The organism is Photobacterium satsumensis, assembly GCF_050336935.1.
Taxonomy (GTDB): Bacteria; Pseudomonadota; Gammaproteobacteria; order Enterobacterales; family Vibrionaceae; genus Photobacterium; species Photobacterium satsumensis.
The window spans coordinates 537,354-560,891 of record NZ_JAKJSK010000007.1 but is presented as its reverse complement, the minus strand read 5'-3'; the positions used below and the strand labels follow the sequence as shown (position 1 = coordinate 560,891).

The 23,538-nt window shown below is 44.7% G+C and carries 22 protein-coding genes; 8 read left to right on the top strand and 14 right to left on the bottom strand.

Annotated features, from left to right (window positions below; genetic code table 11):
• Positions 1 to 5 precede the first annotated feature (5 nt).
• From L4D79_RS14185 to L4D79_RS14155, 7 genes are all read right to left on the bottom strand, one after another.
• Entirely contained in the window at positions 6 to 344 is a 339-nt protein-coding gene (locus tag L4D79_RS14185) for a hypothetical protein (RefSeq protein WP_428652210.1), read from the bottom strand.
• Positions 345 to 357: 13 nt separating this feature from the next.
• The gene (locus L4D79_RS14180) at positions 358 to 1,449 is read right to left on the bottom strand and encodes an HNH endonuclease (RefSeq protein ID WP_428652209.1); all 1,092 of its coding nucleotides are present in this window, start codon (positions 1,447 to 1,449) and stop codon (positions 358 to 360) included.
• On the bottom strand, positions 1,449 to 2,156 hold the full coding sequence (locus L4D79_RS14175) for an OmpA/MotB family protein (RefSeq protein ID WP_428652208.1): 708 nt from the start codon (positions 2,154 to 2,156) through the stop codon (positions 1,449 to 1,451). Before L4D79_RS14175 ends, L4D79_RS14180 begins: the two co-directional genes overlap by 1 nt.
• 2 nt (positions 2,157 to 2,158) lie before the next feature.
• Complete coding sequence (locus L4D79_RS14170) at positions 2,159 to 3,958, bottom strand: hypothetical protein (protein ID WP_428652207.1); 1,800 nt, start codon at positions 3,956 to 3,958, stop codon at positions 2,159 to 2,161.
• 531 nt (positions 3,959 to 4,489) lie between these two features.
• Positions 4,490 to 5,419, bottom strand: a complete 930-nt coding sequence (locus tag L4D79_RS14165; RefSeq protein WP_428652206.1) for a hypothetical protein — start codon at positions 5,417 to 5,419, stop codon at positions 4,490 to 4,492.
• Positions 5,420 to 5,548: 129 nt separating this feature from the next.
• A complete protein-coding gene (locus L4D79_RS14160; RefSeq protein ID WP_428652205.1) occupies positions 5,549 to 7,273 on the bottom strand; it encodes a class I SAM-dependent methyltransferase in 1,725 nt (574 codons plus the stop codon).
• 120 nt (positions 7,274 to 7,393) lie between these two features.
• Positions 7,394 to 7,891: a hypothetical protein gene (locus L4D79_RS14155; protein WP_428652204.1), complete on the bottom strand. Its 498-nt coding sequence runs from the start codon at positions 7,889 to 7,891 to the stop codon at positions 7,394 to 7,396.
• 471 nt (positions 7,892 to 8,362) lie between these two features.
• On the opposite strand from L4D79_RS14155, the gene L4D79_RS14150 reads away from it, so the two are divergent.
• The gene (locus tag L4D79_RS14150; protein WP_428652203.1) at positions 8,363 to 9,289 is read left to right on the top strand and encodes a WYL domain-containing protein; all 927 of its coding nucleotides are present in this window, start codon (positions 8,363 to 8,365) and stop codon (positions 9,287 to 9,289) included.
• A 35-nt stretch (positions 9,290 to 9,324) separates the two neighbouring features.
• On the opposite strand, the gene L4D79_RS14145 is transcribed toward L4D79_RS14150, so the two are convergent.
• A complete protein-coding gene (locus L4D79_RS14145; protein WP_428652202.1) occupies positions 9,325 to 11,553 on the bottom strand; it encodes a right-handed parallel beta-helix repeat-containing protein in 2,229 nt (742 codons plus the stop codon).
• A 14-nt stretch (positions 11,554 to 11,567) separates the two neighbouring features.
• A complete protein-coding gene (locus L4D79_RS14140) occupies positions 11,568 to 12,263 on the bottom strand; it encodes an oligogalacturonate-specific porin KdgM family protein (protein ID WP_428652201.1) in 696 nt (231 codons plus the stop codon).
• A gap of 406 nt (positions 12,264 to 12,669) precedes the next feature.
• Here L4D79_RS14140 and L4D79_RS14135 point away from each other — a divergent pair, with 406 nt between their 5' ends.
• The 3 genes from L4D79_RS14135 (at position 12,670) to L4D79_RS14125 (ending at position 16,415) form a co-directional block, all read left to right on the top strand.
• On the top strand, positions 12,670 to 13,953 hold the full coding sequence (locus L4D79_RS14135; protein ID WP_428652200.1) for a 2-hydroxycarboxylate transporter family protein: 1,284 nt from the start codon (positions 12,670 to 12,672) through the stop codon (positions 13,951 to 13,953).
• Positions 13,954 to 14,136: 183 nt separating this feature from the next.
• On the top strand, positions 14,137 to 15,738 hold the full coding sequence (locus tag L4D79_RS14130; RefSeq protein ID WP_428652199.1) for an ATP-binding protein: 1,602 nt from the start codon (positions 14,137 to 14,139) through the stop codon (positions 15,736 to 15,738).
• Positions 15,735 to 16,415: a response regulator gene (locus L4D79_RS14125; RefSeq protein WP_428652198.1), complete on the top strand. Its 681-nt coding sequence runs from the start codon at positions 15,735 to 15,737 to the stop codon at positions 16,413 to 16,415. Before L4D79_RS14130 ends, L4D79_RS14125 begins: the two co-directional genes overlap by 4 nt.
• A 39-nt stretch (positions 16,416 to 16,454) precedes the next feature.
• On the opposite strand, the gene L4D79_RS14120 is transcribed toward L4D79_RS14125, so the two are convergent.
• From L4D79_RS14120 to L4D79_RS14110, 3 genes are all read right to left on the bottom strand, one after another.
• Entirely contained in the window at positions 16,455 to 16,784 is a 330-nt protein-coding gene (locus L4D79_RS14120) for a hypothetical protein (RefSeq protein WP_428652197.1), read from the bottom strand.
• Between the two features lie 116 nt (positions 16,785 to 16,900).
• Positions 16,901 to 17,395: a hypothetical protein gene (locus tag L4D79_RS14115; protein WP_428652196.1), complete on the bottom strand. Its 495-nt coding sequence runs from the start codon at positions 17,393 to 17,395 to the stop codon at positions 16,901 to 16,903.
• Positions 17,396 to 17,508: 113 nt separating this feature from the next.
• The gene (locus tag L4D79_RS14110; RefSeq protein WP_428652195.1) at positions 17,509 to 18,108 is read right to left on the bottom strand and encodes an HAD family hydrolase; all 600 of its coding nucleotides are present in this window, start codon (positions 18,106 to 18,108) and stop codon (positions 17,509 to 17,511) included.
• 387 nt (positions 18,109 to 18,495) lie between these two features.
• Here L4D79_RS14110 and L4D79_RS14105 point away from each other — a divergent pair, with 387 nt between their 5' ends.
• From L4D79_RS14105 to L4D79_RS14095, 3 genes are all read left to right on the top strand, one after another.
• Positions 18,496 to 18,690, top strand: a complete 195-nt coding sequence (locus L4D79_RS14105) for a hypothetical protein (RefSeq protein WP_428652194.1) — start codon at positions 18,496 to 18,498, stop codon at positions 18,688 to 18,690.
• Positions 18,691 to 18,888: 198 nt separating this feature from the next.
• Positions 18,889 to 20,400 carry a Na+/H+ antiporter NhaC family protein gene (locus tag L4D79_RS14100; protein WP_428652193.1) on the top strand — a complete coding sequence of 504 codons (1,512 nt, stop codon included), beginning with the start codon at positions 18,889 to 18,891 and terminating at the stop codon, positions 20,398 to 20,400.
• A gap of 216 nt (positions 20,401 to 20,616) precedes the next feature.
• Positions 20,617 to 20,748 (top strand): hypothetical protein, encoded by a 132-nt coding sequence (locus L4D79_RS14095; RefSeq protein ID WP_428652192.1) that lies wholly within the window; start codon positions 20,617 to 20,619, stop codon positions 20,746 to 20,748.
• 32 nt (positions 20,749 to 20,780) lie between these two features.
• Here the strand turns inward: L4D79_RS14095 and L4D79_RS14090 are convergent, their stop codons facing one another.
• Positions 20,781 to 21,584 (bottom strand): transporter substrate-binding domain-containing protein, encoded by an 804-nt coding sequence (locus L4D79_RS14090; RefSeq protein WP_428652191.1) that lies wholly within the window; start codon positions 21,582 to 21,584, stop codon positions 20,781 to 20,783.
• 64 nt (positions 21,585 to 21,648) lie between these two features.
• Complete coding sequence (locus tag L4D79_RS14085; protein ID WP_428652190.1) at positions 21,649 to 22,260, bottom strand: TetR/AcrR family transcriptional regulator; 612 nt, start codon at positions 22,258 to 22,260, stop codon at positions 21,649 to 21,651.
• A 149-nt stretch (positions 22,261 to 22,409) separates the two neighbouring features.
• Between L4D79_RS14085 and L4D79_RS14080 the strand changes: the two genes are divergently transcribed.
• Complete coding sequence (locus L4D79_RS14080) at positions 22,410 to 23,537, top strand: efflux RND transporter periplasmic adaptor subunit (RefSeq protein ID WP_428652189.1); 1,128 nt, start codon at positions 22,410 to 22,412, stop codon at positions 23,535 to 23,537.
• Position 23,538: the final 1 nt, after the last annotated feature.

Here is a 23,538-nt window from a genome sequence, read left to right as displayed (position 1 = left end):
TTTTCTCAGCGATTTAGTAATGATTCGATTTCTTCTTGGGTAAAAATGTCGTTAGCAATCCTTGCAGGTAAGTGCTCTGCATCTTGCCTAACCACTCCATTAACAACGACAGGTGTTTTCAACCTAACGCTGTATAGCATCTCTTCATGCTGCTCATTATCTGACGCAATCCGTAAATGGGTATCAGAAGGGAACTCACGCAATAGTGTTGCCTGCAATGATGACTTGGTCCAACGTAAAGACTGTGTTGGGCCAAACTCAGCACCAAACTCATCTTTAGACAACTTCCATGCATGGTTAACGGTAATCACGCGCTCTAGAATTTCATCTAGTCTTATCAGCATTATTTGGATTCTCCTACCAACGTAAGTTACTCGCTTCCGATTTATAGTTAGCTAAAAATTCATCGGCACTAACAACATGCCAACCTTCATGATTAGCTTCTTCTCTATCATGATTAGAGACAGCAATACCAAACTTATGCTTTGGCCAGGCTAATTCTATTTTGGCGACAATCTCACCAAAACCATCTCCAATGTAATAGCCCACATCAGGCAATTTCGTCCCAAACTGCTTACACGCGTGAATGGCACCATGCAAACCAGGGTCAGCAACTGCAAGCAATGCATCCCACCCGCTGATGCTATTGAGTAAGCCTTGCTCTTGGCGCAGGTCATTAATCAACTGACGAATGTCGTGCGCGACAAACATATGGTCATGCTTGGCCTGCTTACTATGGCAGTCGACACACAAGGCTTTTAAATTGGAAGGCTTATTATCTGATTTAACACCGTTAATATGATGTGTATGCAGGTGAAGACGGTGCTTACTCATATCAACTCGGCATTCTTCACACTTAAACTCTTGGGCAACTTTGTAATGCGATGATACGCGCTGCCAGTCATCGGTATAGCCTGTTTGAGCGGTTGCTGCTTGACGCTGAGGCATATGCGGAAAGAACGAGCTATATGTTGAAAAGAACTCATTAAGGTCAAACTTTTGCACAATCGGATAGATACTAGAGCCAGTATTGCACCCTTTGTAATTTAACTGGCGTAAACAGTTTTGGCACACTTTTAAGCGCGCTTTCATTTCTCCTCTGCCATTACCAGTAGAAACAATGAATTCCCCAGAAGTATCGTTCGTTACAACGTATCGCTCAAAACGCCCACTCGCTCTCATACTTTTCAGGGTGCTACAGTCTGAAACATGAAAACGAGCACTACTGCCGTTAGCTTTGATATAAAGTAAAACCTGTCGGCCTTGGTAACTAAGCAGCCCAGAATCTACTTCAATATCTTTTAACTCAACCTCTTTACCTTCACTAAGTTCTATACCTATCTTATCGATATTGGTAGGTACATAATCAAGTGTGAATCCTCCCTTTTCTTTAGGCTCCATCTGCTGAACAGCAGCCATCAACGCTGAAAAATTAACTGACAGTTTCATCAGCCCCCCAAAATTTTACGAATTTGAGTTTCGGCGTTGGTGATCACCCTAAACGATACGCGACGGGATTTTTTCTCATCTTCTACACCATTCGAATCCATGATAGTTTTCGATGAAGAGTAACCGACAGCAGCAACATGTCCTTTTACCCAGTCATAGTGGCTCGTTTTTACAGGCGATAAATCCATCACATAACTCAGAACTGTACGAGTACGTGATTGGGATAAGCGCATATTGTTGAAATATGCTTCACTATCAGATGAACCGTGATTCCAGCGGCTTGACGTATGCCCTTCGATACGGACTTCCTGGATACTTGGCTTGTAGGTATTCAACACGGTTAAATATCGAGGAAAGAAATCATCCAAGATCACCTGGAATTGGGGTGTCAGTGTTGCACGCCCATTCGCAAACAGAACTTCAGGCGCAGTAAAATTAAAGCTCAAACTTTCGCGATCAATTTCAGCCCCCCACTGCTGCAAATCCGTTTCAAACTCCTCAAGCAAAGCTAAGTAGATAGCCTGCTGGTTTTCTTCATAGGTAACTGCGACTTCTTTTATTTTATCGCGTTCAATCATGGCATCGCGCATTAACGCAACAGATATGAAAAGGAACACCATCATCAGACCTGCCATCAGGTCTGATACTGACATCCAATGTTCACCACCTTCAGATTGTTTTGTCGTTGCCCCAAATACTTGCTTCATGATTAACTCGCCATACGTGATGAACTAACGACATTATTCATCTCACGCACCAGCTTCTGGTAGTCACGAGTAAACTGCTGAGTAATGGTTGCAAGTGCTTGGCCCATTTCATTCATGGTACGGTTGATCTCTTGTTGCATTTGGGCATCAAGGTATTCAACCTGTTTTTCTACTGCACTACCGGTTTGACCAACGCTTGACGTAATTTGATCTTCTAGGCTATCAAATGTGCGTTTGACCGCTTGGGCTTGGATTTGGAACACTTCTTCTAGGGAGGTCTCAAGTCGTTGCTGCATTTGATTAATCGCGGCTACAGATGCATCTTGAGCGGCTTTAGTATCACGCGCTAATTCGTTGTTCGCTGTCGTTAGAATACGTCCTGTTTCAGCTGAATCTTCTTTGATGCCTGATACGAGTGCACGAATTTCACCATTCAGCTCAACCATCATATCTTCCAGGTTCTGACGAACATTGTCTGTGGTATCAGTGATGTTGTTAGCCATCTGGTTTAGAGTGCCAGAGGCTGTGCCTACATTGGTTGTGATGTCTTGAGCACTTTCGGCTAACTTACCGCTGATATCTTGCGCACCGCGCATCAACTCTTCTGAAACCTTGTTTGCTCCACCTTCGATTTCAGTTTTCATCGTGTTGATACTGGTATCTGCGGTATGGCTAAAGTTATCAATAACACGCTGAGACTCTTCCAGCATCTCTTCATAATGCTTAGAAGCGGCTTTGACAGATTGACCAATTGTTGAAATTGTTTCATCCATGTGAGCTTGAATTTCAGGCATTGCCTTAACAGCTTGATCTCTTAGATCCTTGAAAGCTTCTAGACGATCTTCCAGTTCTGTAACTTGATCGTGCCCCAGTTCCATTACTGTATGAAGTTTTTCCATCGTTGCAGGAATTGCTTCCGCACGCTCGTTAATGCTTGCTACTGATTTCTCGGTAGAAGAAATAGCGTCAACCCCCAGCTGGTATTTAGTTGCCATATCTTCCAGCTGATGACGGTAGTTCTCCTGCCAGTCCACCAGCTTTTTAACTGACTCATCCAGGCGTTTAAAGTTTTCACCGAATTGCTCGGTAAGCTTGTCATTAAATTCGACAATAACTTCTTTCAGAGCGTTAATTACCTGCTCTGTTGCTGATTTAGACAGAAGATCGCCGAACTCTTCCATTTTCTGCCAAAGCTTGGCTTGGAAAGCATCATGCTTTGAATCTTGTTGTTTTGCATGCTCAACCAAAGCTTCATTGGTACTGGAAATACTTTCAAGCTTAAGGCTGACTTGCTTGTTGCCATCATTAACATCAGAGCGAAGCAAACGTATTTGCGAGCCAAGTGATGACTCTTCGTCACCTTTTATAGATTTAATGATTTCTTCAGAAGCTTCGAGTTGCTTCACCATGACATGGTGGATTTGTTCTGGGCCGACAGCCTCTGCAATGGCCTCGTCACTTCCTCGATTGATAAAACCAGCGATACCTTTAAACAAAATTGAGGTTGCCATGCCCATCAAACTAGTCAGAAAGGCCGTTTTTAGACCGCCCAAAAGCAACTCAATGCTGCCATCAATATTTTTAGGATCAAAATCCATCAAGCCGACGACAATGCCAGCAAATGTACCCAGAATACCCAGTGATGTTAGTAAGTTAGGTGTGCTTGAAGTAAAGCCGTCAAATTTACCAAAGTAATAAAAAATTAATGATAGGCTGAAGATAGCCAGAATTGATATGATAAAAATATCAGAAAGAAAATTGGCGCTAACACTAGAAATGAGGTTGGAAAGGAATTCAGTCATTTTGTTTTGCTTGTGATTTTTGTTAATAGTAGTGGTGAAATTTAGAACCACAGATTATATATATCAATATTAATAACTCACTTATAAGCAACACAATTAATATTAATTATAATTTCATTTATTTCAATGCATTACCATCTAATACTTATCCAATCACTTTGTACCCACTCCATTACTTCGTCTAAATTAACCCAGCCTGAGTATGTAGATATTTATATCATTGTGTCACATTTTTGACACCTTGAAAATGCGCATTCGTGCCTAAGTTAAATGACGATTTTGAATAACTACCACATTTATGTTTCTACTTGTTAATAAATACACATAAAAAATATATTTCACCTATTAACTCAATACATTACGTTTCATGAATTAAGGAGGAACATAACCTTTAATTAAATCACACCACAAGTAAGTAACACAGGTCACTTTGCGACACTTTATCGTTATAAACCAAGTCAGGTTACTCATACCTGACTTACCATAAACAGTATACCATTCGATTTAAGTGATACTCAAATCTTCGCTGACTCATGCCGCCTCCATACGAGAGATAATTGCCTCAAGCGGCAGCTCCTTGTCACGGATCATCGCAACAACAGCTTCAATGTCTTGTTCACGGTTCTGCGCCATTGCTTGATTGATATCATCAATCAACATTAGTGCTTGTGCCTTAGTTAGGTTACGCAGCAAGCTAACCCGATTGTTTGCTGACATCGCCATAAGTTCACCAGCAGAGTCTGTTGTATGACTTGACTTGGCCGTATGTTGCTTAGCCGTTATCTTTTCGGTCGATCCATTGGTAATTGACACCACTTTTTCTTGTTCAACTAACTCAGAATCATTTGATTGAGCACATGGCTCTGCTTCGTCTTGCTGATACTTCAATTTGCTATCTAGTAATTCAGAGTAATAGGCCATGGTAGGCATCATAAAATTAAGATGCTTACCAATTGATTCCTCGATTTCTTTCATTTCTTTTGGCTTGATGTATGAGCCTTGTTTACGAGCCTGTAGCGCTAATGAAATAGCATGTTTAATTACACCTGTTCGAAATGTAGAAGTAACGCCAAGCTCTTTGGTTTCTAGAACCTTTTCTTCTTCTTGAGACTTCATTACTTCTAATCGAGCACGAAGTGACTTCACGCAGCCACCAATAAGCTTATCCTGCGAAAACTTAACCATATTCGGTAAAATAGGTTTTTCAGGCTGCTCAGCTTCAATACTTTCCTCTTTACTAGCCCTTAGCTCGCGCTTTACTTCAGCCATGAAGTTATTGATTGACTTACAGTCAGATGGCGTTGAACCGGTATAAATCGGCCTTTCAACACCATCAATTAAAATTTTAAGGTGGTTACTCTGTGTCCGCTCATAAGTAAAAGGCGTTTCAGTGCCAAGCAAATCAGCCAGGAATTTAATCGCTCGTTTTTGGTATTTACTGTAACTTGTTTGCTTACACATGATAGGCCTCTTTTCATTCTCGATTGAATAAAGCCATAGTAACTAACAAGAAAATTAGTAGGTGTTTATAAGCTTACGAATATTTAATAAGGCCAACTATTTAGAGCGTCATTTTCACCCATTTATGTCTCACCACTCCCCCACCAGCAATCGGCTTTTTATACCTTTGATTTGTAGCCCCATCGCCTCAAACACATCTTCGAAGTTGCGGCATTGTGGTGGTAAGTTTGGTAGAGAGAGCACTGCTTCATCGAAGAAGCGGGTCTGCTCCTGCTCAGATTGCCAAGCGAGTTGCCACCATTCCAGAATACGCTCTTTTGATTCGCTTAGGCGGTGTGACTTAGGTACCCGATCGCTTTTACTCAGGTTTTCACCAGTTGTAGTTGGCAATAAGTTCCATCTGTCGTTGTTTGGCCAATAGGCAAACGGCAGACAGTGATCAACATGGTATTCCTTGCGGAGTTTGGTGCCGCTCCATACGCTTTGGATTTCTGTGCCGCACTGGCGGAGGTTATCAACTTTGTTACGGATAGCCCTCGTGTCATGCTTTTCATCAACCCAAATCAAACAATTGTGGTAAGTCTGTAAGTCGATATCTCTGGCTCTGTTACTTTCGTAACGCTTCATTTCAGAAACCCATTGGTTGACCACCAAAGGCTCAATCCAACTGCTGTATAAGCGCAAGCAATCCCAAAGGCTTTCATCAAGGATGAAGCTACCAAAGCTCGCCAAGAAGTCACTGTCGATGAAAAAGGATGATAAAGACTTGCGCTGTTTAGATGCCTTTACCATTTCAAACAGACGATTGTCTTTTGCACCTTGATAAATGAAAGTCACAGGGCCGCTTTTGATCGTTGCCAAACTATCTGAAATTGATTTTTGCAACGCTTTTGCATCATCACCAGTGAACAATGCGCCTATGGCCAGATCGTCTGCGGTTAAATGGGTAAGTTTTCTCCACCCTTCATCTTTAACAAATCCAAGCCCCCTGCTGGTATTGCTGTTTTGCTGAATACCTATCGAGTCACCAAAATCGATATCTAACAATCGCTTGAACTGCCTAATCCAATAAAGCGCTACTAATCCTTGTGGCAAGGCAACCTTACCATCTGCGCGGTCTAATACCGCTCCTGGGTGAGCATCAGCAATACGGAGAAGCGTTCGAAGTAAAGCCAGCTTGTATGTCGCTGCTTTCGCATCATTGACGATGATGTGACGTACTTTGGTGAGATCACCTGAGCCGTCATCAGGAAGGTTGAGAACCACCGTCTGCCACTGGACGCTACTGCGCCCCATAGCATCGCTTCCTAAGTCCGTCTTCAAACAAACATGCAGCGCACGCTTTTTGGCAAGTTGTTCTATTTCTTCAGCAGAAACACCATGATTTTTCCGGCTATCATCAAAATCGCCATGGCGAAGTGTAATGATCAGTTTACCGTTAGGTGCAAGAAGGTTACTTAACTTTCTAAAAGTGCGTTCGCGTTCTGAAGGCGGTATATGCATCCAAACAGCAGAGAGTAAGATAAAGTCGAAGCGGATACCGAGAGAAATGACTTTTTTTAGCTCAGGAAGATTATCGTCAAGCCAGACAACTTCCTTTGATTGGGTATACTGTTTACCGATCTCACGAAGTGCTTCAGCTGGCTCAACGGCATACACTTCACAGCCATGTTCGGCAAACCACAATGCATCACGCCCGCTACCTGCACCAATATCTAAAACACGAGGCTGTTTACCTATATCATCTGCAATAGGCCAGTACTGCTTCCAGCTAGAATGCACATTTTCAAATGTGAGTTTCTGGTAATCCTGAGCTAAACGAGAGGCATTGTTATGGTAAAAGCTATCTTTCATAGAATTGGCTGCATGATGACGACGAACGTTTTATTTCATCACTTTATCTTACATTTTAGCAAGTTAAAGTGATGATTATCATTATTATAGTAACTATTGAAGCTACAGCGGCTACCGGATTTATGCGCAGTATCGGTTTTCTATATGCAGATTTTGAACGTTATTGAACTGTGCCATTAACCCCGCGGGCACACACTCCCCTGCCGAGTAATCATCAATGGCTGACAGTTCGCTGATCACCAGCAGCAAGATTTCCATGGCGACAGCGATATCGTTTGCGGCAAAGTTTGCCAAGGTCTTCCAACGGCGGCCAGACTGGCCATCTGCTTGTATGGTTGATTCACATACCTTGAGGCTAATTGGCTTAAAGTTATCGTCATCACAGGTGCTGTCTTTTAAACCAAAGAAGTCTATCGGCATCACCGAGCCCATACGTACCTTCGCGCTGACTTTGGTCAGTGTGTCGAGGCTTAGGTAACAGTCTCGCTCTACCCCTTCACTGATCATCAACCCTTCTACATATACCAACACGCCTTGTGCCAAATGGTCATCCAAACATACCGCCCCGTTCTTCAGCGATACATAAGCTTGCTTCAATTGGTTTCTTGTCAAGTTCACGGTTGGTCACCTATTTATTGATATTGTCAGTACTAGCCAGCTTTTCAGCCTTCAACTTGCTTCTCAGGAGAACAGTTACTTTCTTCTTCTATAAAAATATGTTTCATCGCAGTATTGTCCACATACACAGCAAAATTTCACCACTAAAGTTTTGTGGACTTTAGAGCTAACACTCGTTCGCTCTTAATTCACTCAAAGCAAAGCAATTTTGTGCGATCAAGTTGCGTTTTATACCACTAAATAGCTTAGTACCACAAATTTCGACACCTACTCAAAACAAGTACAATCACTTTATCTACTCATAATGATTATGTAAACCTGTTGATTTGAACAGTATCTTACTGCTTTTGATTATGTATTTGATTTGGTTAGTTTAACTTCCTTTAACTGGGTGTGATCTTTATAAATATTCTTGCTTCTACTGATTTTCGGTATATATTATGGTCAAGCAAAAGTACTGGATAAATACACATGACCTCATACAACAACGCTGGAGCACCACACATGGATGTCGAGAAAAAGCTCAATGCCGTTGGCTCGGCACAACGTGAACGGCTAGCCTTTATAGACTTTGCCCTTTACTTCCTTGGTGAGGTCACAAGGAAAGATTTGATAGACCGCTTTGCCGTTGGCCATGCCGCTACTACCCGGGACTTTGCGCTTTATAAAGAGATTGCACCGGATAACCTCAAGCTGGATATGCGATCTAAAAAGTATTACAAACAACCTGATTTCAGCCCGGTCTTTAACCTGGATCTAAAGAAGACACTCGCCACAATCTCGCTGGGCTATGGTGATGGCTTCTCTGGCCATCAAGACTTTCCAATTCAGTGTGAGTCCCCGACGCCACTTACCGTTCCTCGTACGCCTATCATGGCAGCGCTGTGTGAAGGGATTTACCGCAACAAGCTGCTTGAAATTGAGTACATCTCGACCTCCAGCGGTAAAAATCGTCGTGTGATCGCCCCTCACAGCCTGGTCGACTCGGGAAACCGCTGGCATGTACGCTCTTTTGACCGCAAAAATACACAGTTCATGGATGTGGTCTGTAACCGCGTACTGTCTGTGAGCATTCTTGATGAAGAGCCAACAACAGAAGAACGTATTGAAGCGGATCGCCAATGGCAAAAATACATCGAAGTTGAACTGATCCCCCACCCACAACAAGGGAACCCAGAAGCTATCGAGCTGGACTATGAAATGAAAGATGGCAAGCTGACCCTTGAAGTCCGTGCCGCTCTTGCAGGTTACCTATTAAGGAAGTGGGAAGTCGATTGCAGTGAAGATGGCCGGCTGCACGAATATGTCGGTTATCAGTTGGCGTTAGCTAACCCGCAAGCACTTTACCAAGTAAATAGCGCGACGCTAGCGCCGGGATACTGTTCGAAAAATAGGTAATAAAAAAGGCTCCTAGGAGCCTTTTTTAATTAACGCTATTGATAAAGTTCTTTCAGTTTAAGCGCTTCCTTCTTACCAGGAATAGCTTGCTGATCATCTATAACAGAAGCTTGCTTTAATGGCAGCAGTTTCGCTGACGCTTTCTTTTTACCCTCAACGGATTGTGTTTCACCGTCACGAATTAGGTAATTTCCTGAAGCATGGGCGCTGTTAATGACGTCGTCATATTTACTCTCAACGTGAAAACGTAAAGAGACGTTATCAGTAAACGTGCCCTGTTCAATATCACTTGAGTATGGGCTCTGACGGAACAAGTAGTTGAAACGTTTGTTGTCAATGGCAACGTTGTCGCTCAGTACCAGTGCTCCTGGGTTAAAGTTATCGGTGAAACCGTCCATGTTATTGTTAAATGACAAGCTGTTTTTAACAACGTGTGAAACCGGAATGCCCTCGCCGCCCAGTTTAAAGCCGTTACCAATAGTGCCGCCTTTGTTGGAGACCTCTAATGTACGACCATTGTTAAACGCAATGGAATCAATAATGGTTACGGCACCGTTTGCACCATCTTCAACTTTGTTAAACAAATCCCAGCCATCATCGATATTGTGGTGAGACAAGCAACGAATAAAGGTGTTCCCATCGCCAATTCGCATCTTGGCTGCAAATCCGTCAGCATTAATCTGAGATGGGTCCATATTGTTATAGCTCTCACTATCAATAACCGTGTTATGGCTGGCCCATAGTGCACGACCGATATTTTCCGGCGAGGTAATTTGGAATCCTGTATCAGGCGCGCTATGTGTCACCATTTTTTCAAATGTGTTGTGGCTACCATGAACAATAAACTGGGCGTGAGCTACCTCGATATTGTGGTAATGCCAGTAGTTGGCATCATGATGGAACTCAGTGACAAAGCGTACCTTATCGCCCACAGCTCGCAGTGTCTTCACTTCCTCAGCAGTACCGCTTGCCTTCACCGGAATAGTGATACCCTCGTAGTCACCGTCTTGAAGCAAAATCGTACCACCAGCAGGTAACAGCTCGATGGCGGTGGTCAAGTCAAATGGATTAGTGGAAGAGCCATCACCGTCGGCCGAACCGTTATGAGCAACGTATAGTTCCATCGGATTAGCGGAAGGAATAAATTCGACATTGTAAGAAAGCGTCTGGCTCTCCAGCTCAGGGCCTTCAACGGCAGTGAAGACTAGCTCCAGTTCATTTTCCGCTTCATTAAGGTTAATCAAGTGATGGAAAAGATCACCTGCCGTTACCGACTTCTTCACAACCGATGCGCCGTTGCGCTTTAACTCAAACGTGCCGGTGTAATTAGCCCGAGCCTGAACAGGGAATTCTTTCACCAGAGAGCGCTCGTAGGACGCTTTCTGCAAAACTAGCCCCTCCTGCTTGGCTTCATAAAGCGGCGCATCAACAGTATCGGCCTCTGACACTTCCAGAGATACATTACTGACCTTCATTTTTGCATTACGTGATGCAAAAAAACCGACATACTGTGAGTCAGGGTTCTGTACTTCTACAATGTTTGCATTCGCGCCTTTAACTTCTTGGGTGATAGTTTCATCACCTTGGCGGTAACTCACCACAAACCCTTCGTTGGTGCGCGTTAACGTCATCTGATAACTTTCAGGTTCTCCGTAAGTTACACCATCGACATAGTCGACGCGGCTAAGCCGGTTTCCTGCTGTCCCCCATGGTTGGTAAACCCCCTCACGGTAAGAAGCATTAATATTCGTCATCCCATCATTAGTACGGCTATGAGAATGGAGTAAGTTCATTACCATGTTGGATGATGAAGGAAATTCTTCATGCCCTTCTGGTTGAGGAGCCAAGCGCTCCGCGCCCAAAATATCACGCACCATCAGCCCTGCACCTTCCTGGCGATTAGGCGTTGCACCGGTTTCAGGACCTAACTGCTCCAGCACCACATCAGCAGTTAGGATAAAGTTAGTGTCCGTTGGTAGCTCGGTATAATAAAACGTCAGACCTTCATGGGAATTGGCTAACTTGCCACCGCGGCTTTCGACAGTGAATTCTGGCTGAATCGATCCAGGCTTCACCGGTTGACCGTTTGCCGTTACTTGGTTCACGCCAACTTTTTCAGGCAAAATGGTCGAGCCGAAATTCATATCTGTCGACTGACCAAAGGTAATCGCTTTCCAAGTCAGCTCATCGACATTGATATCTGCGGCATAAACCGAAGGGGCGAATAACGTTCCTAACAATAGAGATAGAGTTGTTTTTTTCATCATTCTTCACCTAATTAAAAACTGTACTTCATGCCCAAACGGTAACGAATTGCGTAATCATCTTTATAGCCATCTCCGTCTTTATCGAACGTTAACGCCCCGACCTCAACAAATGGAACCCAACCACTTGATAAAAGAGAGTATTCACCAAAGAAGTTAATTAAATGGTCGCGATCCTTATCTTTCCATCCGCCTTTGCCGTCATCCAAATCTTTATATTCGAGATCAACCCCAACCTTACCCCAAGACAACTTATAATCAGTGACAAAGTTTAGCTGATGGTAAGAAGAGTCATCTCCAGAGACCGGGCGATCCAAACCGTAGCGGTACCGCAGCGATACCCCCCAATCGTCGGTGATTTTTGTAATACCCCTGATATTAAATTTATGGACCGTTTTCGAGCTAGATACATCTGCAGAATAACCCGGCTGGAGAGTGAAGTTATCGGCGACTTTATAGTTATAACTTACGCCAACCTCATGACCGCCACTCTTCATTTTACGGATGAGTTCGTCTTCTTCATGGCGCCACTTTGCTTCAACCGACAGGCCGATCCCATTATCAAACCGGTGCGAAATAGAGATACGGTCCCTATGCTTATCCCCATCACGATCAGGCATGTATTCATGCCTTAAATTGATCGTGGTTGCAAAAGCCGAAGTGGAAGAAATAACAGCAATAAGAGACAGAGATAACAGCTTAAGTTTCATTTTTAAAATACCGTTTTGTTTTATTCTGAACGTGATTTTATTTCAAGATAATTACAAACTGAAGACTTAAAAGATTAAAATGTGATCAGTAAAACGCCATTTCAATTTTTGTGACATGAAAATACGAAATATGTAGCAGTAATGATTTGCTATAATATTTAGTCGATCTTCGTGGCAGGAAATAGACTCAATTCGCTCCGCTATAAATGATAAAGGCTTAATACTTAGTGTTTTTTGCTTATATCTATCACTTACCTTTACTCTGTTTAACGCTCAGTTAAAGTGACGCCCGTGAACACAAGTTACAAAAGCACTAGATAGTTACATAAACACCCGACTCAATTTTCCCACTTGTACATGTTGTTAGACTACGCCCAAACCACAACAACATAAAAACAGGTGAACTATGTTTTCCAATAACACCATGAGTCATAGCGACAAGCGCATGATGAATGTGATTTTTGCACTTTCTGCGGCAGTGATCTTACTTGCGACCGTGCAAAACCATATGCCTAGCGGCATTATCGGCGCGATTGGCGTAATGGCCGTTGTCGGCTACATCCTCAATGTTGCTGGTAACAAAACCCCTATCGTTAACCAGTTCTTTGGTGGCGGTGCCATTGTTATCATTTTTGGCTCTTCCTACATTTTCCACAGTGGCCTACTTCCTCAAGAAACTGCCGATAGCATTACGAACTTTGTGAAAGATGGCGGCTTCCTGTCATTCTTTATCGCTAGCTTGGTAACTGGCTCAATTTTGGGTATGGACACCAATGTCCTAAAGAAAGCAGCACTTAAATATATCCCTGTGATCCTTGGCGGTGTAGCTTGTGCGTTCTTGTTTGCCGGTGTTGTGGGTGCAGCACTGGGTCACGGCTTTACGGAATCGGTCATGTTGATTGCCTTGCCTATTATGGGCGGTGGTATGGGTGCGGGCGCCGTACCTCTGGTTGAGATCATGTCGGGTAACACCGGAATGTCGACTGAAATGCTGCTATCAAAAATGGTTCCTGCCCTGGCTATCGGTAATGCGATTGCGATCGTAATGGCTGGCCTTTTGGATAAAGTCGGTAAGTTCTTCCCTTCCCTGACCGGTAACGGCCAGCTAATGCGCGGCAAAGTAGAAGAGAAACAAGAAGAAGCCGAAGAGCAGCCGATTTCAATCAATGTGCTGGGTGTGGGTGCCCTTCTAGCGATTACTATGTATTTCGTTGGCTCGATGCTGAGCAGTTTGATCAGCATGCACACTTACGCGCTGATGATCATCTTCGTTGCCTTGGTGAAAGTCGCGGGCTTCATGCCACGTGAACTTGAGCGTGCGGCACACGGTTGGTACAAATTCGTGGTGGATAACCTAACACCAGCTCTACTTGTCGGTATCGGTGTTGCTTATACCGACCTTAACCAAATCATGGACTCATTAAGCCTAGTTTACTTCCTGATGGTATTTGCCACTGTACTGGGCGCAATTGTTGGTACTGCTGTTATCGGTCGCTTGATGGGCTTTAACCCAATTGAGGCGTCTATTACTGCTGGTCTTTGTATGGCGAACATGGGCGGTACAGGTGATGTCGCGGTACTGGCAGCCAGTAAGCGTATGGAACTGATGCCGTTTGCGCAGATCTCCTCGCGGATCGGTGGGGCATTTATGCTGATATTAGCCACCATGATTATAGAGTTACTGAAGTAACGTCAAAGTGCTTAAGTGTACTGCCGGGTAGCGATGCTGCCCGGCATTTTTCATTTTATCGATATCTGTTATCGACATATTTATCTATAAACAGTTAGATAAAAGATATCTAGCACAGTATTCCCACCTCAATTGCAGTTATAATCCGTGTCAAATCCCGTGCTTAATCAAACTACCCGCTCAATGAAACTAAAGAGTTACCTTGCCCTGACAACCTTAGCAACGACGTCTTCAATCGTTGTCGTTGTGACGACCTTTATCTTCTACTTACTGCAAAACGCGCATATTAACGGTATCGAAGAAAGAGGCTTGGAGCTGGCACGGGTGCTCGCCCATGATCCCGTGGTGATTGAGGCGGTCAAAGCAAAGAACAATAACCAATCGTTCGAATTACAGGGCTATATCGAAGATATTCGCAGTAAAACCGATGCCTCGTTCATCGTTGTTACCGATCAGAAAGCTTTTCGTCTGACTCACCCAAATGAAGAAAAAATCGGGCTGCATTTTAGCGGTGACGACATTTACACCACCTTAAGCCGAGGGATCGATCATACCAGTGTCGCGTCCGGTACGCTGGGTAAAGCGATCCGTAATTTCTCGCCCATCCTTGATAACGGTCGCATTATCGGTGTGGTTAATATCGGCTATATGTACGACCGCAGCGTCGATATTTTGATGGAGCAGTTTGGCAAGATTGGCGGGCTTGTGGCGATTGTTTACTTACTGGGCGTCTCCATTACCAGTGCGTTTGTGTTTAAGATGAAGCGTACTTTCCTCGATTACGAGCCCGAAATTGTGGTCCATAAATTTCGCGAACGAGAGATGATCCTCAACAGCATTCGTGATGGCATTATCGCCATCGATAACAATCACTGTATTAGCACCATGAACCACAGTGCCAGCAAGATGATATCGATGGGGAAATTAGGGCCGCATGATTACATCAATCAACCGCTTTCGTCTTTTTCAATCACGCTGAGCCATCTGGTACTGTCCGAGAACGACAGCTTTCATCAGGGTAACTTTAGCATCGGCAAGCACACTTATCGTGCCGATATCTACCCTATCAGGCACAATAAAGGCACTCGTGGGCATGTCATTGTTTTCTACGCCAACTTAGATCAGAATGAGCTTGAGCGAGAAGTCACGTACCTTAAGAACTATGCAGAGCTATTGCGAAGCAAAACCCATGAATACTCTAACAAGCTCAATGTGCTATCTGGGATGCTACAACTAGGTAACTTCGATAAAGCAGTCGATTTCATTCAGCAAGAAACCGACAGCTATCAATCGATTATTCGCAGTATTGTTACCTCGGTTAACGACAGTGCCATCGCCGGATTGCTGATGGCCAAATTCAACAAGGCCTCTGATCTCGGGGTAACCTTCACCTTAGATGACGATACCTGTCTGTCGAGTTATGAAAAGGCCGTATCTGAAAAACTGGTCACCATTATCGGCAACCTGATCGATAATGCTTTACTCGCAGCTTGGCAAAACCGTAACCAGAAGGCCGCGGAAATTCAGCTATACCTAAGCGATCGCAACCAGCACATCATTATCGAGGTGCAAGATACCGGCGTAGGTGTGCCGATTGAGATCAGCGATTCTATTTTAGAATTTGGAGTAAGCAGCAAACACGATAACCAACAAAACGGGGTTGGCCTCTACTTGGTCAACCAACTGGTCGATTACTTCCATGGCAGTATCGACTGGGAACGTACTGAACAAGATACTACCTTGTTTAGCCTGTATTTAGACAAACAGATCACAACACGCTTATGACAAAAACGACGGTCATGGTACTCGAAGACGATATCCGCGCCAGCTATACCCTTGAGTCAACCATCAACCAACACCCGCAATTTACTGTGGTGGCTGTCAGCGAAAGCTACGCTGATGCGCTGTTGCAATTCGACGCCTTCAAGCCCGATTTAGTGTTTGTAGATATCACCCTGCCCGATGGTAATGGCTTGGCGCTCATTCGTGAGCTTCGCGCCCAGAATGTCAGCAGTAGTTTTATTATGACAACGGCGGAGCGGGAAGCGACGACTGTCGAGCAAGCAGTACAACTGGGGGTAATGGATTATCTGGTTAAACCGATCCGCATGTCGCGGGTAAACCAAGCGTTGGAAGACTACCTCAAATATCGCCGTACCCTGACAACGGCCGCAACCGTCGACCAAAATGATATTGACCAGTTATTCCGCAAATCCCCTGCTGCACCTGTCCGCAACACGCCAAAAGGCATTGATGCGACAACCTTGGCGAACCTAAAGCAGATTTTAATCGACGAACAGCTGCAGGACTTTTCGGCAGATGATATCGGTAAGAAAATGAATGTCAGCAGGATCACCGCCCGCCGCTACCTAGAGTTTCTGGAAACGGAAGGCATGATCAAGTTAGTGCTTAATTACAAAACCGGCGGTCGACCGCAACGGCTTTATCAACTGTTGCAGTGATACCGAGCGAGATTAGCCTGATACCAATCTGGATAAGCACTATTTGGGAATGTTGAACGACCTCTCACCTTTACAGATAAAGGTAAAGTAGCGGCTACGCTCATGAAATGAAGAAAATCCTTGGCCACGGCAATACGCGCCATTTAGCTCATGCATGTAAGCCAAGGTGCTTTGATCTTTGACCGAGAAGTAGCTGTTGTTATCACAGACGATGCGTATTTTACCGTCATCACCTTGGGCGTAAGACTGAACCTTGGAGCCACACAAGGTAAAGCTGGCTTCAACAAACTCATCAGCGCGCTCATCAACAGATTTGGAACATCCTGCTATTACCAGGGGTAAAAAAGTCACAAGCAGTAAGTTTTTCACAACCGGTCTCCTAAACACTTGTTAGTAAATGCCTAGTAATCAGTGTAGTGCGGGTTTCTACTTACTGTGTCTCAATTCTTGTATAAAAGACTTTTTTATCCTCTAGCATGTCATTTCTATCCGTTCATTTGTCTTTTTTTGCCTTTCGGCTCGTCAATACGGCGACGGTGCCAGATAGAATAGTGACGCAGCCCTGCCGGGCCATGAGCAATAACCACCGACATCACAAGGATGACAATAAACAACTCAGGTTTGTGCTGTGGGAGCCAGAAAAAGCTACTGAGCAAGCCGAGTTTTACAAATGTCAGTACACCCTTTAGCTGGATAAGCCATAAGCTCGATTGGCGGATTTCCAAGCCCGTCATGATAACGCCTGTCACCATCGCCATTACCCACCAATGTAGCCACAACGACTGCTCTACCCCATACAGGATCCCACCCGCGCTGCCTGCAATACCGAGGATATGCATGGCACGAATAGCCGTTTTGCTTAAACGCTGGATCCAAAAGCGAGTTTCAGACATGCCAAATTGCTCTTCTTTACGTACGTTAGTGTCGCGATTTTTCTTAGCAGTCCGTTTTTCTGAAGAGAATTGTGGGGATTGATTCATGATGATGACAGGGTATTCAAACAATGCGGTGAAGAATACCCCTTATACCCAAGTGACTTCAAGGCGCTTGGGTATATAGCCGTTATAAAATAGGGGCTTTCGATCTCAAGATATTAGCGTGGCGCTTTGGTTAATGTGGTAATTTCACCATCAATAACTAGGTAGCAGTCCATTCCGGCAGCTTGAGCGGCTCTTTGGCCCAGTTCGGTATCTTCAAACACCACGCACTCATGGGGTGCAACACCGATACGCTTAGCTGCTTCTAGAAAAGTATCTGGATCGGGCTTGTGGTTACTCACATCATCAGCCGTTACCAACGCATCTAACATTGGCAGAATGCCGATCTGACCAAGTAGAGGCTCGGCATTAAACGTACGGCTGCCCGTGCCTACAGCGACTTTCTTACTATCTTTGTTATCAAGTAAGACTTGGTACACAGATTCAATCACTTCGCCCTTGTGGGCAATTTCATCGTAAAACTTGTATTTGGTTTTCGCTAAGCGCTCTGTATCAAAGTTCTGACGGAAGGTTCGGTTGATCTCGTTGGCAATTCTGACGCTCGGCATGCCGCCCAAGTTATAAAACCAATCGCGATCAAAGGGGATTTCATGAATCGCACAGGTCTTCTCCCATGCTTCCAGGTGTGCTGGCATTGAATCAACCAACGTACCGTCCATATCGAAAATGATACCTTTGTAGCTTGATAAATCCATATTTCTCCTTGTTTATTTTCTTTGTGCTTTGGGCTTCATTTACCTCCAAGACACCCGTGCATCGTAACGGCACTATATGACACTTATATTGCAATATCTCCCTTCTGTAAACCTTAATAACTCCCCAGAAACCTAGACAAAAATACACGTAAGAAGACATAGGAAGACAAAAGAAGCCTCATAACACGAGGAAAATTCTAAGTGATACTCAAGGACTATAGCCGCGTACGAGTACAGAAATATGACCAATAGGAATGACCTTTTTGACCGCCAGTAATGACCATTACAAGCAGCTAATAACTGGCAACGGGCAGTAACACAAACAGCATCGATCATCGAGTGGGACGAGGTTAGGATTGCACCAGTTACTATTGATTAGGACTAATTATGACCAAGAACACTAAAAGCAAGATCGCAACAGTACTCTTCTTTATCGCGGCAATCGCAGCATCAAACCACTCGAACAATACTCAAACCGGCACGCTAACACCGATGGGGTTAATGGAATCACAAAAGTACGGCAGCGATAACATAGTCGTAATAAACGCATTATCATCCGCCTATTACCACGGAACAAAATAAGCATATTGCGGTTGCACGGCATGGCGCACCCCGCGCCTGCTCATATTTCAAGCAAAACAATCTATCTTACGCATTAAAAATAGCAAAACCTTCCTCAACTAGGTATACAAGCACCTATTTTGTATATATATTCAAAAAATAAACATTGATATTCTCTTTGCCTTTTTTGATATTGGATGTACAGCTAAGGAACGCTACATGGCACAACCGGACATTACCTCTCTCATACCTATCGTTATTACTCTTGCGTTATCCCTCACAACACGAAACGTTGTTATCGGTTTATTTGGCGGCGTTTTCAGTGGTGTCGTTATGCTAAACGGTATTGCACCGCTTGATGCGTTTGGCACTTTAGTCAAAGACTATCTCGTCCCGCAACTCACCGATAGCTACAACGCAGGCGTGATCGTTCTGCTGGTCTTTATTGGTGGCTTTGTCGCATTGATGGAGCAATCCGGTGGCGGTCAAGCTTTTGCCGCTAAGGTTACCCACTGGGTCAATAGTAAATGCCGAGCTCAGTTATCATCTTGGTTTGGAGGGATTTTTATTTTCTTCTCCGATCTAGGTACACCGCTGATTGTCGGCCCGGTTTTCCGCCCCTTATTCGATAAGCTCAAACTGTCTCGCCAGAAACTGGCATTCATCATTGATTCGACCTCTTCCCCTGTCGCGATATTGATCCCCTTTATTGGTTGGGGGGTCTACATCATGGGCCTGCTGCAAAAAGAGTTCAGTGCCATGGAGGTCGCCATTACTGACTGGGAAGCCTTCATCAGAGCGATTCCTTTTCAGTTCTATGCATTTTTGGCTATTTTCATCGTACCTTTAGTGGCAATCAAAAAGCTAGATTTTGGCCCAATGGCTATTGCCGAGGCGAAAGCCCAACAAGGTATTATTACTGCAGCAAGCACAGATACCCTAAAGACCTTTACGCATAAAAATGCAAAAGCCTCTTTTGTGTTCGCGCCATTGTTTGTTATGGCACTCGTCTTGGTAATGATGCTGGCACCACTTGGCTTCCCGTTTAAGCAAGTGTCTGGCTCAGTATTCCGGGCTGCGCTTTCGAGTGCCTACTTCTTCGCTGCTATTACCTTGATCTCGCTGATGGCGTTTTATGGCGTACGTAAGCTCAGTGACGGGATCGGCGTATATCTAAAAGGCATGGGCAATATGATGCAAGTCGCCATCGTGCTTATCTTGGCTTGGACACTGAGTAGTGTAGGTAAAGAATTAGGCACTGCGGCCTACATTGCCGAGCAGGCTCAGGCAGGCTTTCCTTATTGGCTGGTCCCTGCTGTAGCTTTTCTGCTGGCAGCCATTATCTCTTTCGCGACAGGATCGTCGTGGGGTACCTTTGCCATCATGATGCCGTTGGTGATCCCAACAGCCATTGCCATCGATGCCCCGCTGTATGCCTGTATTGGTGCTGTGCTTTCAGGCGGATTATTCGGTGATCACTGCTCACCTATTTCAGAAACTACTATTTTGTCTTCGACAGGATCTGGCTGTGATCAATTTGAGCACTTCAGAACACAGCTGCCTTATGCATTGCTCAATGGCTCTATTGCTCTGGTAAGCTTCGTCGCTGCAGGTTTGATGCAAAGCCCTGCCGTACTGGCTTTTGCTCTTATCGCCCAGGCCGGTATGGTTTACTTACTTTCCAAGTGGCATAGCAGTCAAAAAACGGCTCAAGTGAATGCGACGACATAATATCGATCCAAACAGCCAGCTACTTTAGCTGGCTGTTTGCTATCTGGCAGTCCTGAAGTGAATCAACATACTAAGTGACATTTTGAAATAGTACTAAATGCTGGCTGAACCATTCATTTGTTGACGGAATAGTACTGAAACTAGACCGTTGGGACACTAACTAAAAGGCGAAACCGGGGTTATGATGATACCTTCGCAGGTAAAGAGGAAACGTAAGTGAACCTATTTGGATCAGTGGTAGATATCACATTCAGAGTGGCCCAGACAGGGGCTGCAGGGATCGGCTTGTTCATAATCATGATGACGGTGGCCGGTGCCGGAATAGTAACTTGGCTAAATAAAGATTAAGCAAAATGTGCAATAAGCTTAAAGCTGCGATTCTACTTTACACCTAGCTTCACCAAACCCCATTTTTTCGCCACTCGATCAAAGAAACCTTGAGTTTGCTTCAACTCGATCCAATGGTTGACATAGTTGATCCACACTTGATCTTCTTTAGGCAACAACATCGCGATAGGCGTTGGTAAACGCATGCCGTCGACCTTAGCAACACTGAGTTGTGGGTAGCGTTTCACCAAGGTCGCCGCTTCGATATTCGACGTTACAATAGCGGTGGTTTTATTATCCAGCAGATATTGATGCGTTAGCTTAGCATTCTCGCTGGCGTGCTTTCTGGCGTTCGGCAATAACTCTTCCACCAAGCTTTGCTGCACCGTGCCTGCAGTGGTCGTGAGAATGACCGAAGAGGCATTGAAATCACTCCATTTACGAAATCGCTTTACATTGGCTTTGTTCACAACCGGAACAAAAGCCAAATGGTAATAGGTATCGCTGTAGCCAGCCAGCCTCGCTCGGTGCATATTCAGCGAAGCACTGCCCGTCATATCGTATTTGTCAGTAACAACGCCATTAACCAGTTTTTTCCAAGTCGTAGGGACATATTCCACCGTCACACCCAGATCTTTCGCAAGTTCGGTGGTGATATCAATATCGAAACCACGGTAAAAATTTGTGGCAGGATCACGCATGGTCATCGGGCTCCAGTCACCTGTGGTCCCTACCCTTAATACACCGCGGTCGATAATTTCTGTTAGCCGCGTTTTTGCGGCATGGGTCATCCCAGAAAGCAATGACATCAAAATACAAACAATTACAGCTCCACTTTTGATGTGCCATGTCTTCATAGATGCCTCTGATACCCATCAAGAAAGTTATCTATAAAGATAGCAGTAATTTATCTTGGCAAATTTAACCCTTGAGGCTTTTATAGCCTTGTAAAAACATTGAGACAGTTGATTTCAGATACTCTTTGCGTTCCTGTTCTGTTTCTTCACTCACCTGACCCAGGTATGCCCAGTAGACCACCCGACCATGACACATCAATAAAAACTGCATCGCAGCATCGGCGCAATTCACATCGTCTTTTAGCAAGCCTCTATCGACAAGCTGCCCCAAATACCCTGCGACCATTTCTGTGGCATTCCTTGGACCGGCGTTTAAATACACCTTAGCAAGATCTGGATGGGTATCGCTTTGCCTCACCGCAGTCTTGTAGGTATTCAGCGCCTCGTCACTGAGCAACATGCTCTGGAACCGCCAGGCGAAGTCTTCAAGCACTTGACTGGGCTCTCTCGGGTCATCCAATAAACAGATATCTAACTGATTAGCCGTACACTTAGCCCGGATACAAGTATCGAAGAGTTCATCCTTGGTTTTGAAATGCGAATACACCGTTTGCTTTGAAACCTGCGCTCTTAACGCAATCGCTTCCATGCTGATGCCATATCCCTGCTCACAAAACAGATCACTAGCAGCCTTTAAAATTTGTTCCCTTTTCTGGGCACTTCTTGCAGTTAACACGCGCTCACCCTTATTTAACAACTCTATATAAGTATTAATACAATCAAACTGGACAGTCTAGTTCTGATGGTATATTTTTTAAACATGTGGACTGGACAGTCTAGTTTATATCCAAATTATGCGGATATCACAACTTAAGGCAGAACAAAATGAACAGGACAACAATCGCCGGGATCGTGATAGGTTCCTCGTTGCTTATGGGGTGCAACACCTCAACGACATCCCCACCCGATCAGCAAGTAAACCAATTACTCAGCGTGAATACGTTCACACTGGCTCCTTCCGATCACTACAATGTCGAGCGTGAATATGTCGGGATGGTACAAGCCGGACAACAAGCAAATTTAGGGGCCGAGCTTGGTGGTAAAATAGCCCGAATCTTGGTTGATGTGGGTGATAACGTTCAAGCCGGTGATCCACTCCTTATTCTCGATACCCAACTTTTAGTGACCCAAGCCGATGAACTACGTGCCCAACAGGCACAAATAACCGCCCAACTTGATTTGGTTGAAGCGAATTTGAACCGTCAGCAATCACTCAAGAAAAAAGGCTTTAGTGCCGATTCGGACATTGATGCCCTCAATAGCCAACGTAATGCGCTGCGGGCCAACTTCCGTCAGCTAACGGCTTCTTTGGCCGCCAATCAGCTAAAGCAAGCCAAGTCGACAGTCTACGCACCGTATGGTGGCACCATCAGTGCCCGGCACGTTTCTAAAGGTGATGTCATCAATACTGGTTCACCGACCCTTACCCTGCTTGCTTCCACCAGCAAAGAAGCCCATATCGGTATACCCGCCAAACAGCTTGCCAAGTTAACCCAGTATAATGGCGATTGGCAGCTACGGGTCGGCGCAAAAGGTTACCCCGTCACCTTATTAAACCCAGGCGCTCGTGTCGACAGCGGATCGCGTACAGTCAAACTCCGTTTTGCTTTGCCTGATATGGCTGACGTTATCGATGGCCAGCTTGCTTACCTTCAATTTAGCGATGTCTATGATAAGCACGGCTATTGGATCCCTCTATCGGCATTAACTGACGGTCTCCGCGGTGTATGGAATGTCTTTGTTATGAATGATGAAGATAATAAACACGTGGTTGAACGCCGCTCAATTCAGGTGTTACATGCCAACGCTGAATATGCATATGTAACTGGTGCGCTTACACCTGGCGAGCGTCTAATTTCAGATGGGCTCCATCGACTTGTACCCGGACAGGCAGTGCAGCCGGTAAAAAAGTTACCACTTCCTCTGAATACACACGATGAGGCTGTGTTATGAA

Bases quoted from the DNA above. Each gene is read 5' to 3' on its own strand.
- L4D79_RS14100 (WP_428652193.1), top strand. From the start codon at position 18,889: ATGGCACAACCGGACATTACCTCTCTCATACCTATCGTTATTACTCTT.
- L4D79_RS14110 (WP_428652195.1), bottom strand. From the start codon at position 18,108: ATGGATTTATCAAGCTACAAAGGTATCATTTTCGATATGGACGGTACG.
- L4D79_RS14165 (WP_428652206.1), bottom strand. From the start codon at position 5,419: ATGTGTAAGCAAACAAGTTACAGTAAATACCAAAAACGAGCGATTAAA.
- L4D79_RS14080 (WP_428652189.1), top strand. From the start codon at position 22,410: ATGAACAGGACAACAATCGCCGGGATCGTGATAGGTTCCTCGTTGCTT.
- L4D79_RS14175 (WP_428652208.1), bottom strand. From the start codon at position 2,156: ATGAAGCAAGTATTTGGGGCAACGACAAAACAATCTGAAGGTGGTGAA.
- L4D79_RS14115 (WP_428652196.1), bottom strand. From the start codon at position 17,395: ATGAATCAATCCCCACAATTCTCTTCAGAAAAACGGACTGCTAAGAAA.
- L4D79_RS14185 (WP_428652210.1), bottom strand. From the start codon at position 344: ATGCTGATAAGACTAGATGAAATTCTAGAGCGCGTGATTACCGTTAAC.
- L4D79_RS14145 (WP_428652202.1), bottom strand. From the start codon at position 11,553: ATGAAAAAAACAACTCTATCTCTATTGTTAGGAACGTTATTCGCCCCT.
- L4D79_RS14135 (WP_428652200.1), top strand. From the start codon at position 12,670: ATGTTTTCCAATAACACCATGAGTCATAGCGACAAGCGCATGATGAAT.
- L4D79_RS14125 (WP_428652198.1), top strand. From the start codon at position 15,735: ATGACAAAAACGACGGTCATGGTACTCGAAGACGATATCCGCGCCAGC.
- L4D79_RS14105 (WP_428652194.1), top strand. From the start codon at position 18,496: ATGACCAAGAACACTAAAAGCAAGATCGCAACAGTACTCTTCTTTATC.
- L4D79_RS14130 (WP_428652199.1), top strand. From the start codon at position 14,137: ATGAAACTAAAGAGTTACCTTGCCCTGACAACCTTAGCAACGACGTCT.
- L4D79_RS14170 (WP_428652207.1), bottom strand. From the start codon at position 3,958: ATGACTGAATTCCTTTCCAACCTCATTTCTAGTGTTAGCGCCAATTTT.
- L4D79_RS14090 (WP_428652191.1), bottom strand. From the start codon at position 21,584: ATGAAGACATGGCACATCAAAAGTGGAGCTGTAATTGTTTGTATTTTG.
- L4D79_RS14180 (WP_428652209.1), bottom strand. From the start codon at position 1,449: ATGAAACTGTCAGTTAATTTTTCAGCGTTGATGGCTGCTGTTCAGCAG.
- L4D79_RS14160 (WP_428652205.1), bottom strand. From the start codon at position 7,273: ATGAAAGATAGCTTTTACCATAACAATGCCTCTCGTTTAGCTCAGGAT.
- L4D79_RS14150 (WP_428652203.1), top strand. From the start codon at position 8,363: ATGACCTCATACAACAACGCTGGAGCACCACACATGGATGTCGAGAAA.
- L4D79_RS14140 (WP_428652201.1), bottom strand. From the start codon at position 12,263: ATGAAACTTAAGCTGTTATCTCTGTCTCTTATTGCTGTTATTTCTTCC.